Origin of the sequence: Aestuariirhabdus sp. LZHN29, from assembly GCF_049985285.1 — a bacterium.
Taxonomy (GTDB): Bacteria; Pseudomonadota; Gammaproteobacteria; order Pseudomonadales; family Aestuariirhabdaceae; genus Aestuariirhabdus.
Window position 1 is genome coordinate 603,533 of record NZ_JBNIEU010000002.1, and the last position, 18,054, is coordinate 621,586.

Genomic DNA, 18,054 nt, shown 5'->3' on the forward strand with positions numbered 1-18,054 from the left:
CCTCAACCTGACAAGTAGGGTAGCACTATGAGCTTTAAAAATTTTTCTATTCGATCTGTAACCATCAGCCTGTTGTGCATGATCGGGCTGTTGTCGCTAGCCGCGACCCTCTATGTGAGTCAGAACTTTTTTCACGCGGCGGTGGTGTCGCAAAAAAGCACTTTGGCACGGGTCGTTCAGGTGGCGGTGGAGCAGGTCGAATCTGAAATCGCTGAACTGGGCGAAGAGTTGGGCGCGGGCCTGAGTAAAAACAAGGCGATTCGCAAGGCCGTCAAGGCGCAGGATGCCGCTAAGTTGGCACCGTTGATGGACGATTTTTTCTCCCAGAATCTGATCACCGCAGGCCTTGTTGACCTTGCAAAGGTTCGTTTCTATAACCGCGATGGCGGTTTTATTGCCGATTCAGCCAAAGGTGAGTCGGGCCTGGGGCGTGCCATGCCCGATACCATGGCAGCAAATTTTAAGACGCGCTCTGGTAGCGAGCGGTTGAAACTGATTCACACCTCTTGGGTCGCCAATGGCGAGAATTTCCACAGTGTATTGGTCCCGGTAGGGGGCTTGAGGCTGATCGGTTATGCCGAAGTGGTGCTTCGGGTCGACCATAACCTGAAGCGGGTTGAGGCGCTGATCCATGCGCCGATCCAGATTCTAAGCGGGCAGGGAAAGGCGCTCTATCGCAGTGAACTCTGGCAACAAACCGAAGAGTCCGGACACGCCTTTGATGTGGCCTATACATTAGAATCCGATGCCGGCCAGGCGGGGGTAACGCTGACTGCACTGGAAGATAATCAGGCTTTTATTGAACGTACTCGCCAGCACGAATTCGTGGGTATCGCGTTGACCTTGAGCATTATCCTGTTGGCGGTCGCCATCGCGGTATGGTTGCTGCAGCGTCAGGTGTTTGCACCGATGCGGCACATAGAAGACCAGATGAAAGCCTGTGCCGCGGGTGACCTGACCGTTGCGGTCAACCCGGAGGGGCTGTTAGATACCCGCGAAATGGCAGGCTCTCTAAAAGAGCTGATCACCATGCTTCACGCCCAGGTACGATTGATTAACGAAAGTGCTGAGGAGGTCTCCCGTTCCAGTGGTCATATTGCAACGGTGGCGGCCCAGACACGTGCCCATTCCGATATGCAAAAGCAGGAGATGGAGCAGTCCGCCGGCGCGGTGCACGAGATGACCAATGCGGCGCTGGAGATCGCCCGCAGTGCCCAGGAAGCCGAAACCGGTGCCCACGAAACCCAGCGGGTGGCCGATGAGGGGGCCGCCGTGGTGACTCAATCCATTAATATGGTGAACCAGTTGGCCGAAGAGGTGAACGTCGCCTCCGACTCTATTGGTGAACTGGCCAAGGATGTGGAAAATATCGGCTCGATTCTGGATGTTATTCGCGGTGTCGCCGAGCAAACAAATTTGCTGGCTTTAAACGCGGCTATTGAAGCGGCGCGTGCGGGTGAGCAGGGGCGTGGATTTGCCGTGGTGGCCGATGAGGTTCGTAATCTGGCGGCGCGTACCCAGGGCTCTACTGCAGAGATCCAGGATATGATCGAGAGCCTGCAAAAGGGAACACTCAATGCCGTAACGGTAATGAACACCAGCGCGGATCGTGCCCAGGTCAGTGTGGAGCAGATTAACCAGGCCGGGGATGCGTTGAGCGCTATTAAGGACTCTACCGATCACATCTCCCAAGCCAATACCCAGATCGCCAGTGCGGCCGAAGAGCAAAGCGCGGTCACCGAGCAGATTACCCAGAGTATCGATTCGGTGAAGGATGCCGCGATCGACCTGGCCGCAGGGTGCACCCAGATGTCCGGTGCCTCCACCGAGCTCAACGAGGCCTCAGATAAACTGCAACAGTTGGTGGCTCGGTTTAAGGTGTAATCGATCCCAAGGGTGACATGACTCAGGGCGCTTGGGCGCCCTGATCTTTCTGCCCTGTTTCCCGTACAGGGTGAACCTGATCGTGGACGAGCCCCTATATATCAAGAGCAATGTTCGCCACCAGATTGATTTTGTACCAAGCATTGGTTCAGTATAAGGGCAATGCTGCCGCGCAAATCTGTGCGGTATTTCCATTCTATGAGTAAGGGTTTTCCATGCCTAGCGAAACAGAGAAGCAAAAAATCTACCAAATGGCCGATCAGTTTATTGATGTAGCGAATCGGCTGGCATCGGAACCGGGGCAGGACCTGGCGCTGGTGGGGGCGGCTATCCGTTACGCGGCGGCACGCTTTAATGCTCATGAGGCGTCGCTACAGTCGGAAGACCTGGAAGCCGAGCAGATGGAAGTGTTGTCCTGGTTTACCGACCAGTACCAGAAAATGCTAATCGACAATATCGAGCAGCACGTCGAAATACAGAAATCGCGTAAAGCCAAAGTAACAAATTGAGATAGACCGAGTGCCGCACCGGTAGCGCTGGTCAATGCGCTACCGGGAGTCACGGCGTGGTCGTTAGCGAATCAGGCTGGCGAAGGCGGTAGTGAAGGCCACTTCCTGAAAGGCTTTTAATTCGGTATCGTTGAAGGCGATCGGAATGGGATGTTTTCCTAGGATCTCCTTGATTTCGGTCGGGGTGAGGATCTCCACCTCGATATCGCCCATCAATTGCAGCGCGGCCTCCATCTTGAAGCCCAACGCACTTCCGGCAAACTTTCCCTTGGCGGCGCGTTGGCGAATTACCACGCGCTCGACCTTGTAGTCGGCCATCAGCTTGGAAAAGGCGAACTGAAAATCCTGCAGTTGCTGGCGGCTGTTGATGTCCAGCAGGTTCAGGCGACGAACCCTGCAGTCGGGCAGGTCGAAGAGGCCGTCCGACTTCGACAGTAAACAGATATTGGCTTCGTTGCCTTTTAACTCAACACCACAGACTCTCATGATAAACCCCGCTCTATTGGACGCGGCGCAGTATAGCCTAAAACACCCATAAAGATTGCCTACTGCAGGGGACGGGTAGAGACTTTTTTCCTGGCCTTGCGCCGAGCCTACCCGGTTCGCTGTCACTGCGGTTGTCATCGTTTGTTTTGCCAGCGGGCGCGAGCGGATAACGAGCCCGGAGTGTGGTACCTTTGCGCCCGGCGCGAGCGATGACACAACGAGGCGGAACAGGTGGTATGAAAACAGGGTATAAACAGAGTGTGAGCATTGGCTTGATTAACCCCAAGAGCCCCACGAACGTTGGTGCCGTTATGCGTGCGGCGGGCTGTTATGGTGCCGACTCCGTGCACTATAGTGGTCAGCGCTACGAGCGCGCGGCGAAGTTCCATACAGATACCAAAAATCGGGCCCGGGAGATCCCGCTCATAGCGGTGAACTCGCTGCTCGATGAGGTGCCGGAAGGGGCCTCCATTGTTTGTATCGAAATTGTGGAAGGGGCTATTCCGCTGCCGACGTACGAGCACCCGCCTCAGGCGTTTTATATCTTCGGGCCGGAAGATGGCACTATTCCGCAAGAGCTGGTCGATCGGGCCAACGCGGTGGTCTATGTGCCGACCGTTGGGTGCATGAATTTGGCCGCCAGCGTCAATGTGGTGTTGTACGACCGCCTGGCCAAAAAGGGCGCCACCGAAGCCGATGACAAACTCATTCGCCAGAGCCGCGATACCAATAATCGGGTTAAGGTGAGTCGTGGGTACGAACAAAACTGAATGGATGGCCCCTCGCCTCGTGCTCAGGGTCGGAGACGCCAATCCTAAGTTCTGGGGCCGAACGAGCGTCACCCGTGTATGACCAGAGTAAGCGCGTACAGTATTTGAATTGGCCGATAAAACCATAGCATCCTATGCTGTCAGCATGGGTAAGCAGATCCGGTTCTACAGGGTTCCGACCGACGACTGGTACATCGAGCGTAGCGTATGGCTAATCGCCGGCGCGGTACTCTCGTTGTCGACCCTGTTAGCATTTTTTATCCACCCAATTTGGATCTTGTTGGTTGTGGTAACTGGCCTTTCTTCCATTCTGGTGGCGCTCACCGGATTTTGTATTCCGGGCAATCTGCTCCATCTGCTGGGGTTTAAAGGCAAGCTGGCTACGGAACCCCCGCCCCGCTGGAACGCGTATTTTCTGCAAACCGACAGCTGGTACCTTGAGCGGCGTATCTATCTGGTGGTCGGAATCAATATCAGCGTGGCGGCACTGTTGTCACTGTGTCACAGTGCCGGTTGGCTTATTTTTACCGGCTTTGTGGGGGTTGCGATGCTGGGGTTTGCGTACACCGGCTTTTGCATTATGGCGAATGCGCTCTACTGGTGGGGGGCTGAACCGAGGCTGAGCCCCCAGCACAATTCTGATCAGGGCAGGTAGCATTCTGGAATCGCAGTGGGGCTGGTTGCGGAAGGGCAAGGGCCGGTATACTGGGTCTCCCCTCAACGGAGTTGTCAATCATGCCTGTCGCCAGCGCTCGCCATATCCTCGTCAAAACCCTGGCCGAAGCCGATAGATTAAAAAAACAGCTGGCCGGCGGGGGCGATTTCGGCAAACTGGCGCGCAAGCACTCGCTTTGTCCGTCGGCTAAGCGCGGGGGGGATTTGGGGGAGTTTCGTCCCGGCCAGATGGTTAAGGCGTTTGATGATGTGGTGTTCAAAAAGGCCTTGCTGACGGTGCATGGGCCGGTCAAAACCCGGTTTGGGTACCACCTCATCGAAACGATCTATCGCAACTGAATCTGTCCGTATCAGCCCCTGATTGGTTTGGCTCCCGGTGGTTATGTTTTAACCGCGGCGCTGTGGCCGGTGTTCCTATGGGCTGTCAGCTCTGTTTACAAAAATTAGCCGGTTATCCCTGGGTGCTCCGCTAACTCATTGAAAATAAAAAGATCTTCCCCCTTGGCTTGCTCCTTGCTGCGTACCGGGGAGGGGGAAGGGTAAGATTGAATAGAGTTTCCGGTCAGTATCAGGAACGTTGCTGTACTTCAGATGTTCGTGCCCGAATGGGTGGGGGCAACTCAGGAGGCATCATGAAAAAGCGACAAAAGGACGACAGAAGAGGAGGGCAGGAACTGGGTAAATGGGTGTGCGGAATCGTCGCGTTGGCGTTCAGCAATCTCGCGCTCGCCGGTGTCATTTCCGTAGCCAGTCTGAACAACCCCAACGTTAATGTTGATTTCGACAACTTCGCCACGGGCAGCATTACCCTGGCGCAGATAAATACGACCTATCCAAGCGCCGGGATCCTGTCGCTGGATATCGTAACCAGCATTGGCAGTAACCCCTATAGCTTTAACAACTCTGGTGGTCAGGGCTTGTCGTCGGATGGCGCGTCGGGTTTACAGGTCTACGGGTTCGGTGAAGAGTACGACCACATTAGCTCGATTACGGTAACCCTCGACCGCCTGATTACCGAAATCGGTTTTCAGCACGGTGACCGTACCGGTCGTGGGTCTTCATTCAGTTTCTTTAACCAGGGTGCCCCGGTCGGAACATTCGATCCGGGTTTATTTGGTGATGCTCTCATTTTTATGCGCAGTGATATGGCGTTTAACCGCTTCACCTTCGAAGAACCCGTGAGCTGGCTGGTGAACTCCCTGGTGTTGCAAACCACGGGTGAGCCGATCGAATCCGGAACAGGAAGTGGGACGATCCCTGAACCCTCGACACTTGTGCTGCTGGTGCTTGGGTTGGCCGGGCTGCGTTATTCCCGGCTCCTGGGGTGACCGCTAAACGCGGGTTGTAAGTGTCTATCCCCGTCGGTGAGGCTGTGCCGGGAAGTCGCCGTTGCAGCCTTGCTTACCCTGCCCTCTGTGTTGTTTTGGGAATCGAGCCGGTAACGCGAACCGTCGGGTTCGGTTATGCTCTCTTTCCTGTCGTTGATCCTCTATGCTTGGTGCAGATCCACCGCAGTTTTCTAGACTGTTTTGGTCAATGAGTCTGTCAATATCGAGGGTATACCGGATGATCAAATCACGCGCTGCAGTAGCATGGGGGCCGAACCAGCCCCTTACCATTGAACAGGTGGATGTCGCTCCGCCCCAGGCGGGAGAGGTGCTGGTGCGCATCCTGGCCAGTGGTGTCTGCCATACCGATGCCTTTACCCTGTCGGGGGAAGACCCGGAGGCGGTGTGGCCTGCGATACTGGGGCATGAAGGGGGAGGGGTCGTTGAGCAGGTGGGCGAGGGTGTCACCAGCGTTGCGGTGGGTGATCATGTTATTCCTCTCTATACCCCCGAATGTGGCGAGTGCAAATTTTGCACCTCAGGAAAAACCAACCTCTGCCAAAAAATTCGTGCCACCCAGGGCAAGGGGTTAATGCCCGATGGCACCAGCCGATTCTCTTTAAATGGACAGCCGATCTATCACTATATGGGGTGCTCCACGTTTTCCGAGTATACGGTGCTACCCGAGATATCCCTCGCGAAGGTTAATCCCAAGGCTCCTCTGGAGGAGGTTTGCCTGCTCGGGTGCGGCGTCACCACGGGGATGGGGGCGGTGCTCAAGACCGCGAAAGTCGAAGCGGGGGATTCGGTGGCGATTTTTGGACTCGGCGGCATTGGTTTATCTGCGGTCATCGGCGCAGCAATGGCCAAAGCCGGTCGTATTATTGCGATCGATCTGAATACGAGAAAGTTCGATCTGGCGCGCAAACTGGGCGCGACCGACTGCATCAACCCCGCCGATTACGACAAACCGATTCAGGAGGTGATTGTCGATCTCACGGACGGCGGCGTGGATTACTCCTTCGAGTGTATCGGTAACGTTAACGTTATGCGTTCTGCCCTCGAGTGTTGTCATAAAGGGTGGGGAGAATCGGTGATCATCGGTGTGGCAGGAGCCGGCCAGGAGATCAGTACCCGTCCCTTCCAGTTGGTGACCGGGCGGGTGTGGCGTGGTACCGCCTTTGGCGGCGTGAAGGGACGCACAGAACTTCCCGGAATCGTCGAACAGTACCTGAACGGCGAGTTCAAACTCGATGACTTTATTACGCACACGATGGGGCTGGAGCAGATCAACGAGGCATTCGACCTGATGCACCGGGGCGAGAGTATTCGTAGTGTTATTCACTTTTGAGGCACGCCATGATGCTTGAAGAGATCAGCAGTAACCGCAGTTTTGGGGGCTGGCACCGGCAGTATCGCCATTACTCTCGCATGCTTAACTGCAGTATGCGCTTTGCTATCTATCTGCCCCCCGGTGCCGATAAGCGTACCCCAGTTCCAGTGTTGTACTGGCTATCGGGGCTGACCTGCAGCGATGAAAACTTCATGCAAAAAGCCGCTGCCCAGCGCGTAGCCGCGGAGCTGGGGATTGCCATTGTCGCCTCCGATACCAGCCCCCGAGGTGAGGGTGTTGCTGATGATCCTGATGGTGCTTACGATCTGGGGCTTGGGGCCGGTTTCTACCTCAATGCAACCGAGCCGCCCTGGGCTGAGCACTATCGTATGTACGATTACCTGGTCGATGAACTGCCCGAGTTAGTAGAGGAGGCCTTTCCTGTTACGGATCGGCGAGCCATTAGCGGTCACTCCATGGGGGGGCACGGTGCCTTGGTGATCGGCCTGCGTAACCCCGGTCGCTACACCAGCATCAGTGCGTTCAGCCCGATTGCGAATCCGGTGGACTGCCCCTGGGGGCGCAAGGCATTCACTGCGTACCTGGGTGCAGACCAGAGCCTGTGGAACACCTACGATGCCAGCAAACTGATAGCTGCCTATCACGAACAATTGAGACCACCGATATTGGTAGACCAGGGCGACGGGGATGACTTCCTTTCCGAGCAGCTCAAACCACAAACCCTGGTCGATAGCGCGCGCCAAAGCGATTACCCGATGACCCTGCGACTGCAGCCGGGATACGATCACAGCTACTACTTTATCGCCAGCTTTATCGAGCAGCACCTGAGGTATCATCACGATCACCTCAATGCCCGCTAAGGACCCATGCCCTCTCTCGCGGCACCGGGGGGCCGCGTCCTGATGAGCACTGACCAGGTCATCCTGGGGAGTCGCCTTTTTCTGCATCGGTGAACGTCGTATGATGGGCGCCCGTTTCAGCTGCTGTTCAGGAGATCCCCGCGCCATGTCGTGGAGCCCACTCTGGTTACCCATCATGCTACTTGCCCTGCTGCTCGATTGGCGTCTTGGCGAGCCCCGGCGTTGGCATCCATTGGTGGGGTTTGGCCGCCTGGCCGAAGGCCTCGAACGTACCCTTAATCGGCTACCCTACGAGCCGCTTTCGGTGCTAAGCGGTGGTATCTCTGTCGTTCTTTTGCTGCTGCTTCCGCTGTTGCTGATCGCGCCCTTGCTGTCGATTCCCGGGGTGCGGGAGCCGCTTGGATTGACGTTACTCTACCTCTGTTTGGGGGGAAGAAGCCTGCTGGAGCATGGTCGGGCGGTAGTGACCCCATTACTTGCTGGCGACCTCGATGGGGCTCGCCACCAGGTGGCGATGATCGTCAGCCGTGATACCGCGGAGCTGGACGAGGAGGGTGTCTGCCGTGCGACATTGGAGTCGGTGCTGGAAAATGGCGCCGATGCGGTATTTGCCACCCTGTTTTGGTTTATGGTGGCGGGCCCGTTGGGCGCCGTCGCGCACCGGCTGGTTAATACACTGGATGCGATGTGGGGCTATCGCAGCGACCGCTATCGTTATTTTGGGCGCGTAGCTGCCCGCCTCGATGATGTCATGAACTACCTTCCTGCTCGCCTGTGCGCGCTGTCCTACGCCGGAGCCGGAGCCTTTGACGACGCGCTGCGCTGCTGGCGTGAACAGGCCGCTCGTCACGATAGTCCCAATGCCGGCGTAGTGATGGCCGCTGGGGCAGGAGCACTGCAACGCCAACTCGGCGGCCCGGCTCGCTATAGAGGTGAATGGCATTCGCGTCCTCCTTTTGGTACCGGAGGGGCTCCTGTCGCTATGGATATTGAGCTTGCTCTCGGCTTGGTGGGGCGGGCCCTGCTGCTGTGGCTGGTATTGGCACTGGTGTTATGGTGCGTGTTCAGTCTGGGAATCGGATGATGCAACGGCAATTGCACCATGGCGGCGATCTGCAGCGAGCCAGCGACGAATACGGGATACCCCGAGGGGACTGGATCGACCTCTCAACAGGGATCAACCCTAACGGCTGGCCGGTACCGGAGATTCCTGCTTGTGTCTGGCAGCGGTTGCCCGAGAGCCCTGAATCCTTGTTTAATTCTGCCGCCGAATATTATGGCTGTGGGCGGGATCAGCTGTTGCCCGTAGCGGGTAGTCAGGCGGTGATCCAGATGCTGCCCACCCTGATTGATGCCCCCCGGGTAGCGGTGCCCGATATGGGTTACGCCGAACACCGTTTGGCCTGGCAGCGGGCGGGAGCCCAGCTTATCGAATACCCGGCAAATAGCCCTCCCCAGGCACTTGCCGAAATAGCCCGGCAGGTGGATCTGATGTTGGTCATTAACCCCAACAACCCCAGCGGAGATCGATACCCTCCCGATGTGCTGCGGGAGGTGGCGGCGCAGCTGACATCTCGCCAGGGTTGGTTGCTGGTGGATGAAGCCTTTATGGACTTGACCCCCGAGCAGAGTCTGGCCGAAGACACGGCGCGATACAATCTCGTGCTGCTGCGCTCATTGGGTAAATTCTTTGGGTTGGCCGGAGTTCGGGCTGGGTTTGTATTGGGGCCTGCGACGCTATTGGGGTCGGTAGCCCGGGCGCTGGGACCCTGGTCGGTATCAGCGCCCGCACTTTATCTGGCGGAGCGGGCGCTGGCCGACTGCCACTGGCAACTCCACGAACGCAAACGACTAGTGGCATCAGGCAAGCGGCTCTATGAACTACTGGCTAATTCCGAACTGGGGGGCCTCGCAGGAGGGGGATTGTTTGTTACCCTGTTTACTCCCGCAGCGCCCCACTATCATCATCGTCTGGCGCAGCAAGGAATCTGGACGCGGTTGTTGGATAATCGCGTCGGCGTGCGCTTTGGCCTGCCGGCTAACGAATCTCAATGGCAGCGTTTACAGACATCCGTGCATCTGCTGATGGATAGATAACCCTGGCGCGAAACCCAGTGCGGGTATCCGTTGATTGCTGCCTGGTATCAAGCAGTGGATTACAGCGCTCACAAAGGCGCTATTGAAATGGCGAAAATGCGGGATGCTTCACGCCGGTTACAGGGGGGGCATCGTACCATTGAGGCCACAAAATTAGGGTCTACAGGTGGTTCAATGATCAAGCCAGGCGCACGGCGCAGCCGGCGGTTACGCAAAAAGTTATTTACCGGCGAATACCGGGTTTTGGGCGCCGAATGCCGAGTTCGATTTAGTCGAGCGCTGCTTGAGGCGGAGATCGAAAACTTCTGGGATCAGTTGGTGGCTTTGTTAGGGACGATGGAGTTGCAGTTTGGCGGTGGCGGGGCGGCCCGGGTGTTTTCAGGATTTATCACGGCCAAAGGCCGCTATGGCGGCGTCACCCAGGAGCAGTTGGAAAAACTGGATGAGTGGTTAAAAGCCCAGCTTCTGGTGGCCAGTGTCGAGATTAGCGAACCGATGGATGCTTACTATGGTTGCGAGTGATGGGACGGTAAACCTTCGTTGGACAGACGAGGCCGACGCCCGGCTGGACCGTATACCCAGCGGCCCTATGCGGGCTATGGCCACTCGGGTGATAGCAACGCTGGCGGAGCAAGCCTGCCTTGAGGTCATCACCCTGGAATACGTCGAACAGGTACTGGCGATTATCCGCCATGGTTCGGAAGCCGTATCCGAGACTCTATCCTGGGACGATGAGGCCCGGCAAGGTATTGCCAGGGCCCCTGATATGGTAAGGGGAATGTTGATTCGCGAGATAGAACAGCTGGCCCGTGAGCAGGGTTTGCAGCGGGTTGATGCTGCCATCGTTGAGCAAGCCAAGGAGCGCTGGCAGCGAGGCGGAGTGTTCCATCTCGACCCATCTGATCCGCGCTCCCGAAGCTGACGGGGTTAGGCCGAGCGGGTCGGGATCAAGAAACGGTGGAATTATGGCGCAGCAACGCCCCGGTATTTTTGCCCCTGATTACCACTAAATGACAATGGAGCACACCAAGGCTATGGGGTATATTCCGTCTTCGTATTGATGGTCGACCCCGTTGGCGGCAGGATTGTTCTTGTGCGTAACAGGAGAGGAGCGGGTGATGGAAAGTTGTCGGGAGTATTTTTGCTGTCGTCGCACCAAATGTGTGATGTACGAGCGCAAAGACGGGGTCAATTGCTGGGAGATGGAGGGCACGCTCTGCAATAGTCCTGCTCTTGAACAGATTGACTCCGATACCCATAAGCACAAAGAAGCGAAATGCGATTACTGCATCTATTACCGTGATGCCCAGAAGGAACTTATCCTCAAAGGGGGGGCTAACGAGTAAGCACCACCACGCCGGAAAGAATCATGCCGATGCCAGCCAGCTGTTTCCAGTCGAACGTACGCACGGTGCTGCCGAAGAGTCCGAAATGATCGATCAATGCAGCCAGCAGAAACTGGGCTGCCAGGATCAAGGTAAACGCTTTGGTCATTCCCATGCGGGGAATGGTAAAGCCGATGCTGGCGACAATGACCAAACCCAGCAGCCCTGAGGTATAGGTATACCAGGGTACGTTGGCCAAACCGTTGGCCAGTTGCCCCCCCTTCATCATCAGAATCATTACCAGTGCGATCAGGGCGCCACTACCGTAGGTGAAGAACACGCTCTCGGCGGTGCCAATTTGGCGATCGAGTTGGCCCATAAACTGCCCTTGCAGGCTAATCGCCGCGCCCCCGGTCAAGGCGACCGCTACCAATAGTGCTTCGTTGTTCATTTTCGAATCCTTAGGAAAAGGCTATGCTAGTCGTGTACTGTTTTAGAGGTCAACCTTAGGGGCTGAATTCTGCTCTAATCGGTATAGGGGTCAGAGCAGTGACTATAAACAGTGGGCAATGGAATAAGTAAGATGAGGCAAGGACTGCGGATAGTAAGCGTTTTGGTCGTTTGTAGCTCGTTATTTATGAGTGGGGTGCACTCCGATACTTTAAATACCGCAGCGCAGGACTCCCGACCCAAGTTTATGCTTGACTCTCGAGGCAGGATGCAGGGGTTGTCGGTAGATATTATTAACGCACTGCAGCAGCAAGACCCCACCCTGTCGATAACCGGGCATGAACGGTTCATCCCCCTTCCACGAATCAACAAGATGCTCGAAGTGGGCACGCTGGATCTGTTTGTTGGTTTAGCAAAGACCGACGCGCGGCAGAAGAAGTACCGCTTTATTGAAACCCCGCTATATCCATTGAACTACATAGCCGTCGTGCGCGCGGACGAAAAGGTGGATGAGTATTCGATTGGGGATATTGAATCCCTGAGCCAGCAGGGGCGTGTTATCTCATTGTTTGGGGCTGCCGTGAGCGCCCGCCTGCAAAGGCTCGACGTAGAAGTAGATGACGGCGCGAAGAGCGTTGAAGCGATGTTGCAAAAACTGGTAAGCGGCCGTGGCGATATTGTCTTTTACCACGACCTGGGGTTACTAAACTCCATTCGGGATATGGGCCTGGAATCATCGGTTAGGGTGTTGCCGGTGAGTTACCGGCGTTACCATCATTACCTTGCGGTATCCAACGGCCTTGATCCTGCAAGCGTCGACAAACTGGGCAAGGCACTGCTTGAACTTCACAAGAGCGGTCGACTACAACGAATCAGTGACCCCTACTTGACGCTGCCAGTGCCCTCTCCCTAGCGAACGGGTATCCAGCGACCATCGTTGGCTCGGCAGGCGGTGTCTCGCCATTGCTGGAAACGGGTGTCGATCGTCAGGGTCTCTCGATAGTCACGGCAGTAAACTCCGTCTGCACGGCGATAGGTGCCCGTGGGGGTGACCGATCCGCTGTGGCCATTCACCGAATTGAGCCAGGTCATGCCCTTGCCGCTGGCCATAGACTCCAGGGAGGCATCGAGGGTCTTGTTGGCAAGGGATACATCTTCTCCCGTCATGGACTTAAAAAGCGGGGGTTGCTTGGTGGCCGCGCACCCGCCAAGCACTAGCAGCAATAAAGCGCCCGGAATAAGCGTGGACAGTGGGCGCTTGTTAGGGGATTCGATACGCATCAGTGTTGATACCTCCGATGTGAGTTAACGGCGTTGAGCGGGGTTTCCATGTCCGGTTTTCCCCATACAGTCCCTTCCGGCGGGCAGTGGGCCAGAAAACCGTCGGCGATGATGACGCACTCCTCTTCAAATTCGAGGCAGTAGACCTGGGTTGCCGGGGACAGCTGGCGCTGCTCAATGTGTTCTATATCGTACGCATTGATGAGGGGTGTGGCACCCTCATCCCGCTCTCCGGGTCGTTTTCGGTACCCGTTATTCCAATGTAGCAGACGGCAGCCACTCAGGAGAGGTCCGAGTCTGTATCGCAAGCGATGGGAGCACGATACGTCTTGATTCAGGGTGCGCCAGCCATCGGTTGCAAGAAAGCGTTGGCTTTCGGTAAAGAAAGGCGCCTCGGCATTGAAACCGCATAGCCTGCGTGATCCCAGCCGCTGTACGGACAGGTTCAGGACCCGGGATACGCCGCCGAGATGGTTTTGCACCTCGTCACCCCGGTGCAGGCACGAGATGGGGAGTTGCCTGCCGTCGGCCATTAAGATGAGGGTAGGAGCGGTAAATCCGGGGCGATAACCGGTGTTTTCGGTAACCCCTGTAACTCTATGGGGGGCGGTGAATCGATGAGCGTGACGTCCTGTCATGGTTAAGCTCCTGGTGCGAATTTTACGCACATTGGACGATTAGGCCACTGCCTGCGTTCCTGTATGGAGCCAAGTCTGGTCGATTTTTGTGCAGTTTGTGGTGACGGGAGTCACATAGGCACCGGAGTTACGCTAGCCCTGTGAACCGGTTCTCGCAACGGGGGCTCAGGGGCGTTCCAGTTTGATCTTTCGCCGTCCATAACCATGTTTGGAGTCATGCACTCGAATAATGACCGCATCCAGCGTTGGGGGCAGGCGCAGCGCGCTGAGACTGCGGGTGAAAGGCTGTTCGTCGACGTGGGGGTGTTGCAGCAGGCGTGTTGCCAGTACATTACCTTCGCTATCGATTACCTCCCAGCGGTCTGCGTAGTGATCCCACCCCTCGTCCCCGTGGCGAACGCTGACGCTGATGGTATAGAACCCACTTCCCTGGGAGACTATCGTTGCCTTTATGGGGGTGGGTTCATTAGCATTCGCGGTTGTCGACAGGCCGACCCAGGCGAGCAGCAGTATTAGGCAGGTCTGGCGAGCGAAGAGTTGTTGGCGCATGACTATCTGCCTTGGTATTGACCGGGGCGTTTCTGCAGAAAGGCGTTGACCGCCTCCATATGATCTTCGGTATTGTGGCACATCCCCTGAAAACTGGCACAGAGGTCGAGGAAGTCGCCCAGGGGCTGGCGTTGAGCCATCTTTAGCAGGCGTTTGGTCATACGCAGGGTTTGCGGGGGTTTGGCTGCAATGCTCTGGGCCATCTCCAGCGCTCGGGGTAGCAGTTGCTCGGCTTCTACCACCTCAAGCAGTATGCCCAGCTCTCGCGCTTCATCGGCTTTGACCAGTCGACCACTAAGGGTCAGTTCGGCCGCGCGCTGGTAGCCAATGAGTCGCTGCAGGAACCAGGCGCCACCATCGCCAGGGATGATGCCCAGATTGATAAAGGTTTCTCCAAGCAGAGTGTTCTCGCAACCGATACGGATATCGCACATGCAGCTGAGGTCAAATCCTGCACCGATGGCGGCTCCGTTGACGGCAGCGATGATCGGTATCTCTGCGCTCTCCATCGCCAGGGGCATACGCTGGATACCCTCGCGGTACTTCTGCTGTACCTCGAGCACATTGCCACCGAAGGCACCGTCTCGGTGGGCATCGTCGCGCTCGGCCATCTCCTTGATGTTGCCGCCGGCAGAAAAGGCCGAGCCGGCACCGGTCATCACCAATACCGATACCTCTGGGGTGCGGTTGGCCCATGTTACGGTGGTCACAATGTCATCGACCAGGGTTGTACCGGTGAGGGCATTGCGCACATCGTGGCGATCAAAGGTTAACAGGGCAACCCGGCCCTCAAGGGTGAGACGGGCGTCGGTCAGGGTAGGCATATTCATGGTAGGGTTCCTGCAAGGTTGGGGGGCCGGTACGTTGTTAGCGGGTCGTATCGCCCAGGAGAATGCGTACATCGAGGATCTCTAATCCCTTTTCATACAGGATCACCGGGTTGAGTTCCAGTTCATCGATCTCGGGGTGGGCCAGTACCAGCGCAGAAAGGTTCAGCATCAGGTTGATCAAGGCATCGCGATCGATTGCTTTGCTGCCACGCACCCCTTGGAGAATCGCCTGTGCGCGGATTTCGTGCATCATCTCCATGGCGTCGCCGGGGCTCAGTGGCAAGGCTCGAAAACTCACATCGCGCAGCACCTCGACGTGTATTCCGCCCAGACCAAACATCAGTACCGGGCCGAACTGGGGGTCGCGGGTAATGCCCAGGATGATCTCCACCCCCGGTTTTGCCATCGGCGACAATAGCACTCCTTCGATATAGGCATCGTTACAGTAAAGGTGTGCATTGCTGATGATGCGGCTAAAGGCTTGCTGCAATGCCTGTTCGCCCGAGAGATTGAGCTCAACGCCACCGGCATCCGATTTATGAATAATCTGGGGGCTGACGACCTTCATCGCCAGTGGCTGGTTGCTGTAGGGTTGAGCAGCGGCCCATAGGGCGTCGGCGTCTTTTATGAGTAGGGCGGTGCCGGGCTCGATACCGTATAACTGCAACAGCTGGCGGCCACGATCCTCGGTCACCACTCGCTCTCCTTGTGCCATAACGCCTTTTAATAGCGCCTGCGCGGCGGAAACGGCCAGGGTAGGCTGCTTTTTCAGTGGTCCATCGATGGGGTTACGGCGGCGGACGGCACCATATTGGGACAATGCGCTGATACAGTGCACTGCAACTTCCAGCGAGTCCTGCACGGGGATGCCGTCCTCTTCCAGCAGGCTCAGGGCGTGGGTTCGGTGATGCTTGTAAACACTGTGCAATACCAGTGGTTTGTTATATTTTCGTTGTAAAGCCGTGAGCTCCCGGGCGGTGCGCTCCTCGGCCTCGGCCAGGGTGGCGGCAAAGCGCAATTGGTAGCCACCAAAGAGTCCCACCACCAGTACTCCGTCGACACCGGGGTCTGCCAGTAACAGTTCGCTGCAATCTCCAAAGAGTTCGGGGCGAGTATCGCTGGCACCAGCGAAATCAACGGGGTTGTCGACCGGGGCCTGAGGACCCAGTAAAGCTTGCAAGTGTGCCCGAGTCTCATCTTGCAGGGTGGCCAGAGCCAGTCCCCGATCGCTGAGTTCATCGGCCGCGATGGTTGCGTGGCCGCCACCATCGGCGAGAATAGCGATGCGAGCCCCCCCTGCTACCGGTTGCATGGCGAGGGACTCGGCCACCGGAAGTAGGTGATCCGAGCGCTCTACCTGGATGACCCCGGCCTGGCGCATGACCCCTCGACACAGAGTAATATCGCCCGCCAATGCGCCGGTGTGGGAGCGAGCCGCACTCTGGCCGCTGAGAGTGCGGCCAGCCTTATAGAGTACGATCGGTTTGTGGCGGGAGACCTCGCGGGCGGCCTGCAAGAAGGCTTCGCCCTCGCGCAACCCTTCGATATAGGTGGCAATTACCCGGGTGTGTGGGTCGCTGTCGAAGTAGTGCAGGTACTCGTGAAAGGCGATATCCGCCTCGTTGCCGACCCCTATATAGCTGCTGAATCCGAGCTGCGGATGGCGCAGGCTTTCGGTGACCATCGATAGCGCCATATTGCCCGATTGCGAGAGCAACCCGACCGGACCCTGCCGCAGCTGCTGGAACCCTACCAAATTGCAGTTTCGTGAAGTATTGAACAGGCCCGAGGTGTTGGGGCCGACCAGACGTACGTCAAAACGGCGAGCGGCAGCGACGCACTCCTGCTCCAGGACTTTACCCTCAGCACCGCTTTCCGAAAATCCGGTGGCCAGGATGACGGCACCCTTAACACCAGCCACTCCACACTGCTCGATGATAGCGGGAACGGAATTCGCAGGGGTACAGATCAGCGCGAGGTCGGCGGCTGTTGGCACGTCGCTAACGGTGGCGTAGCAGGTCAGTCCCCGTAGCGTCGTAAGGCTCGGGTTAACCGGATAGATCTCGCCGTCAAAACCGTCCGCCAACAGCCGGGTAATGGCGTTGTAACCGCGCTTGGCCGGGTTCGCTGATGCGCCGACCACCATAATGGAGTGAGGGGATAAAAAATTCAGGGCGTGATTGTTCATGAGTGTTGCTCGGTTATCGGTGGGTGGGTCGAAGTATTCAGTTGCCCTTAAAGCGGGGCGGGCGTTTTTCGGCGAATGCGTCGACCCCCTCTTGCCAATCATTGCTGGTGGCGCAAAAACACATTCCCTCCAGCTCTGAGGTTAGTGCGCCATCGAGCCCCTGGGTGCCAAGCAGGTTGAGGTGTCGTTTGGCCAGAGCCATTGACAGTGGTGCCTTGTGCGCCAGATTAGTGGCAAATTCCAGCGCCTGTTGGCGGAAGTGTTGTTCACTCAGACGGCGGTTGGCGAGGCCGATTTTTAACGCCCGTTTGGCACTGATTCGCTCGCCATTGAAAATAAGTTCCCTTGCCTGTGCCAGCCCGACCAGACGTGGCAACAGATAGCTGACGCCGCCGCCGATAAAGGTGCCGATACTCACTTCCGGCAGGGCGAGCTGCGCCTGTTTGCTCATCAACAGGAAGTCACAGGCGATCGCCAACTCAGCGCCTGCGCCGATGGCATGGCCCTGTACCACGCACACAATCGGTTTTTCGAGGGTGAAAAGCCGTTTGCAGACTTGCTGTTCGCCGGCGAGGTATTGATGCTTGTCGAAAGCCGATCGTTCGCCACTGGCGTGAGCTTTCATATCAGCACCGACACAAAAGGCACGACCTTCGCCGGACAGTATCAACGCACGCACTTCAGGGTCGATTTCCGCGTGATGCAGGGCATCGAGGAGTTCGTCGTAGAGGGGTTTGATGACGGCATTGAGACGCTCGGGTCGGCTTAACCGAATCTCCATCACCGCACCGTGGCGCAATGTCTGAATGTAATGGTATTTCGTCATGGGA

General features: G+C 57.0%; 22 protein-coding genes. 14 read left to right on the forward strand and 8 right to left on the reverse strand.

The window, feature by feature from the left end:
* Nucleotides 1–27 precede the first annotated feature (27 nt).
* Together ACP3PW_RS09460 and ACP3PW_RS09465 are read left to right on the forward strand one after the other, a co-directional pair.
* On the forward strand, nucleotides 28–1,884 hold the full coding sequence (locus ACP3PW_RS09460; RefSeq protein ID WP_426416452.1) for a methyl-accepting chemotaxis protein: 1,857 nt from the start codon (nucleotides 28–30) through the stop codon (nucleotides 1,882–1,884).
* A gap of 215 nt (nucleotides 1,885–2,099) precedes the next feature.
* Complete coding sequence (locus ACP3PW_RS09465) at nucleotides 2,100–2,393, forward strand: DUF3144 domain-containing protein (RefSeq protein WP_426416453.1); 294 nt, start codon at nucleotides 2,100–2,102, stop codon at nucleotides 2,391–2,393.
* A 63-nt stretch (nucleotides 2,394–2,456) separates the two neighbouring features.
* Here ACP3PW_RS09465 and ACP3PW_RS09470 read toward each other — a convergent pair whose 3' ends face one another.
* Nucleotides 2,457–2,879, reverse strand: a complete 423-nt coding sequence (locus tag ACP3PW_RS09470) for a DUF3010 family protein (RefSeq protein WP_426416454.1) — start codon at nucleotides 2,877–2,879, stop codon at nucleotides 2,457–2,459.
* A gap of 236 nt (nucleotides 2,880–3,115) precedes the next feature.
* Here ACP3PW_RS09470 and ACP3PW_RS09475 point away from each other — a divergent pair, with 236 nt between their 5' ends.
* The 11 genes from ACP3PW_RS09475 (at nucleotide 3,116) to ACP3PW_RS09525 (ending at nucleotide 11,309) form a co-directional block, all read left to right on the forward strand.
* Entirely contained in the window at nucleotides 3,116–3,649 is a 534-nt protein-coding gene (locus ACP3PW_RS09475) for an RNA methyltransferase (RefSeq protein WP_426416455.1), read from the forward strand.
* A gap of 109 nt (nucleotides 3,650–3,758) precedes the next feature.
* The gene (locus ACP3PW_RS09480; protein WP_426416456.1) at nucleotides 3,759–4,304 is read left to right on the forward strand and encodes a YgaP family membrane protein; all 546 of its coding nucleotides are present in this window, start codon (nucleotides 3,759–3,761) and stop codon (nucleotides 4,302–4,304) included.
* 80 nt (nucleotides 4,305–4,384) lie between these two features.
* A complete protein-coding gene (locus tag ACP3PW_RS09485) occupies nucleotides 4,385–4,663 on the forward strand; it encodes a peptidylprolyl isomerase (protein ID WP_426416457.1) in 279 nt (92 codons plus the stop codon).
* Between the two features lie 293 nt (nucleotides 4,664–4,956).
* Nucleotides 4,957–5,652 carry a PEP-CTERM sorting domain-containing protein gene (locus ACP3PW_RS09490; RefSeq protein ID WP_426416458.1) on the forward strand — a complete coding sequence of 232 codons (696 nt, stop codon included), beginning with the start codon at nucleotides 4,957–4,959 and terminating at the stop codon, nucleotides 5,650–5,652.
* Nucleotides 5,653–5,890: 238 nt separating this feature from the next.
* Nucleotides 5,891–7,003, forward strand: coding sequence for an S-(hydroxymethyl)glutathione dehydrogenase/class III alcohol dehydrogenase (locus ACP3PW_RS09495; RefSeq protein WP_426416459.1), 1,113 nt, complete (start codon nucleotides 5,891–5,893; stop codon nucleotides 7,001–7,003).
* Between the two features lie 8 nt (nucleotides 7,004–7,011).
* Nucleotides 7,012–7,866: an S-formylglutathione hydrolase gene (gene fghA, locus ACP3PW_RS09500; protein ID WP_426416460.1), complete on the forward strand. Its 855-nt coding sequence runs from the start codon at nucleotides 7,012–7,014 to the stop codon at nucleotides 7,864–7,866.
* A 145-nt stretch (nucleotides 7,867–8,011) separates the two neighbouring features.
* Nucleotides 8,012–8,950 (forward strand): adenosylcobinamide-phosphate synthase CbiB, encoded by a 939-nt coding sequence (gene cbiB / locus ACP3PW_RS09505; RefSeq protein WP_426416461.1) that lies wholly within the window; start codon nucleotides 8,012–8,014, stop codon nucleotides 8,948–8,950.
* Nucleotides 8,947–9,963 (forward strand): threonine-phosphate decarboxylase CobD, encoded by a 1,017-nt coding sequence (gene cobD / locus ACP3PW_RS09510; RefSeq protein WP_426416462.1) that lies wholly within the window; start codon nucleotides 8,947–8,949, stop codon nucleotides 9,961–9,963. The genes cbiB and cobD overlap by 4 nt, the downstream gene beginning before the upstream one ends.
* 174 nt (nucleotides 9,964–10,137) lie before the next feature.
* Complete coding sequence (locus ACP3PW_RS09515; protein ID WP_426416463.1) at nucleotides 10,138–10,485, forward strand: 50S ribosome-binding protein YggL; 348 nt, start codon at nucleotides 10,138–10,140, stop codon at nucleotides 10,483–10,485.
* Nucleotides 10,472–10,885 carry a PCP reductase family protein gene (locus ACP3PW_RS09520; protein ID WP_426416464.1) on the forward strand — a complete coding sequence of 138 codons (414 nt, stop codon included), beginning with the start codon at nucleotides 10,472–10,474 and terminating at the stop codon, nucleotides 10,883–10,885. Before ACP3PW_RS09515 ends, ACP3PW_RS09520 begins: the two co-directional genes overlap by 14 nt.
* A 196-nt stretch (nucleotides 10,886–11,081) precedes the next feature.
* Entirely contained in the window at nucleotides 11,082–11,309 is a 228-nt protein-coding gene (locus tag ACP3PW_RS09525; protein ID WP_426416465.1) for a hypothetical protein, read from the forward strand.
* Here ACP3PW_RS09525 and ACP3PW_RS09530 read toward each other — a convergent pair.
* On the reverse strand, nucleotides 11,299–11,739 hold the full coding sequence (locus ACP3PW_RS09530) for a DMT family transporter (RefSeq protein ID WP_426416466.1): 441 nt from the start codon (nucleotides 11,737–11,739) through the stop codon (nucleotides 11,299–11,301). The two genes, ACP3PW_RS09525 and ACP3PW_RS09530, sit on opposite strands and share 11 nt — an antisense overlap.
* A gap of 186 nt (nucleotides 11,740–11,925) precedes the next feature.
* On the opposite strand from ACP3PW_RS09530, the gene ACP3PW_RS09535 reads away from it, so the two are divergent.
* On the forward strand, nucleotides 11,926–12,651 hold the full coding sequence (locus ACP3PW_RS09535) for a substrate-binding periplasmic protein (protein WP_426417029.1): 726 nt from the start codon (nucleotides 11,926–11,928) through the stop codon (nucleotides 12,649–12,651).
* Here ACP3PW_RS09535 and ACP3PW_RS09540 read toward each other — a convergent pair.
* From ACP3PW_RS09540 to ACP3PW_RS09565, 6 genes are all read right to left on the reverse strand, one after another.
* Entirely contained in the window at nucleotides 12,648–13,019 is a 372-nt protein-coding gene (locus ACP3PW_RS09540) for an RT0821/Lpp0805 family surface protein (protein ID WP_426416467.1), read from the reverse strand. The two genes, ACP3PW_RS09535 and ACP3PW_RS09540, sit on opposite strands and share 4 nt — an antisense overlap.
* Nucleotides 13,019–13,657: a hypothetical protein gene (locus ACP3PW_RS09545; protein ID WP_426416468.1), complete on the reverse strand. Its 639-nt coding sequence runs from the start codon at nucleotides 13,655–13,657 to the stop codon at nucleotides 13,019–13,021. The genes ACP3PW_RS09540 and ACP3PW_RS09545 overlap by 1 nt, the downstream gene beginning before the upstream one ends.
* 165 nt (nucleotides 13,658–13,822) lie before the next feature.
* A complete protein-coding gene (locus ACP3PW_RS09550; protein WP_426416469.1) occupies nucleotides 13,823–14,206 on the reverse strand; it encodes a hypothetical protein in 384 nt (127 codons plus the stop codon).
* 2 nt (nucleotides 14,207–14,208) lie between these two features.
* Nucleotides 14,209–15,036 carry an enoyl-CoA hydratase-related protein gene (locus ACP3PW_RS09555; protein ID WP_426416470.1) on the reverse strand — a complete coding sequence of 276 codons (828 nt, stop codon included), beginning with the start codon at nucleotides 15,034–15,036 and terminating at the stop codon, nucleotides 14,209–14,211.
* 37 nt (nucleotides 15,037–15,073) lie between these two features.
* On the reverse strand, nucleotides 15,074–17,224 hold the full coding sequence (locus ACP3PW_RS09560; protein ID WP_426416471.1) for an acetate--CoA ligase family protein: 2,151 nt from the start codon (nucleotides 17,222–17,224) through the stop codon (nucleotides 15,074–15,076).
* 37 nt (nucleotides 17,225–17,261) lie between these two features.
* Nucleotides 17,262–18,050 carry an enoyl-CoA hydratase/isomerase family protein gene (locus ACP3PW_RS09565; protein WP_426416472.1) on the reverse strand — a complete coding sequence of 263 codons (789 nt, stop codon included), beginning with the start codon at nucleotides 18,048–18,050 and terminating at the stop codon, nucleotides 17,262–17,264.
* Between the last annotated feature and the right edge of the window lie 4 nt (nucleotides 18,051–18,054).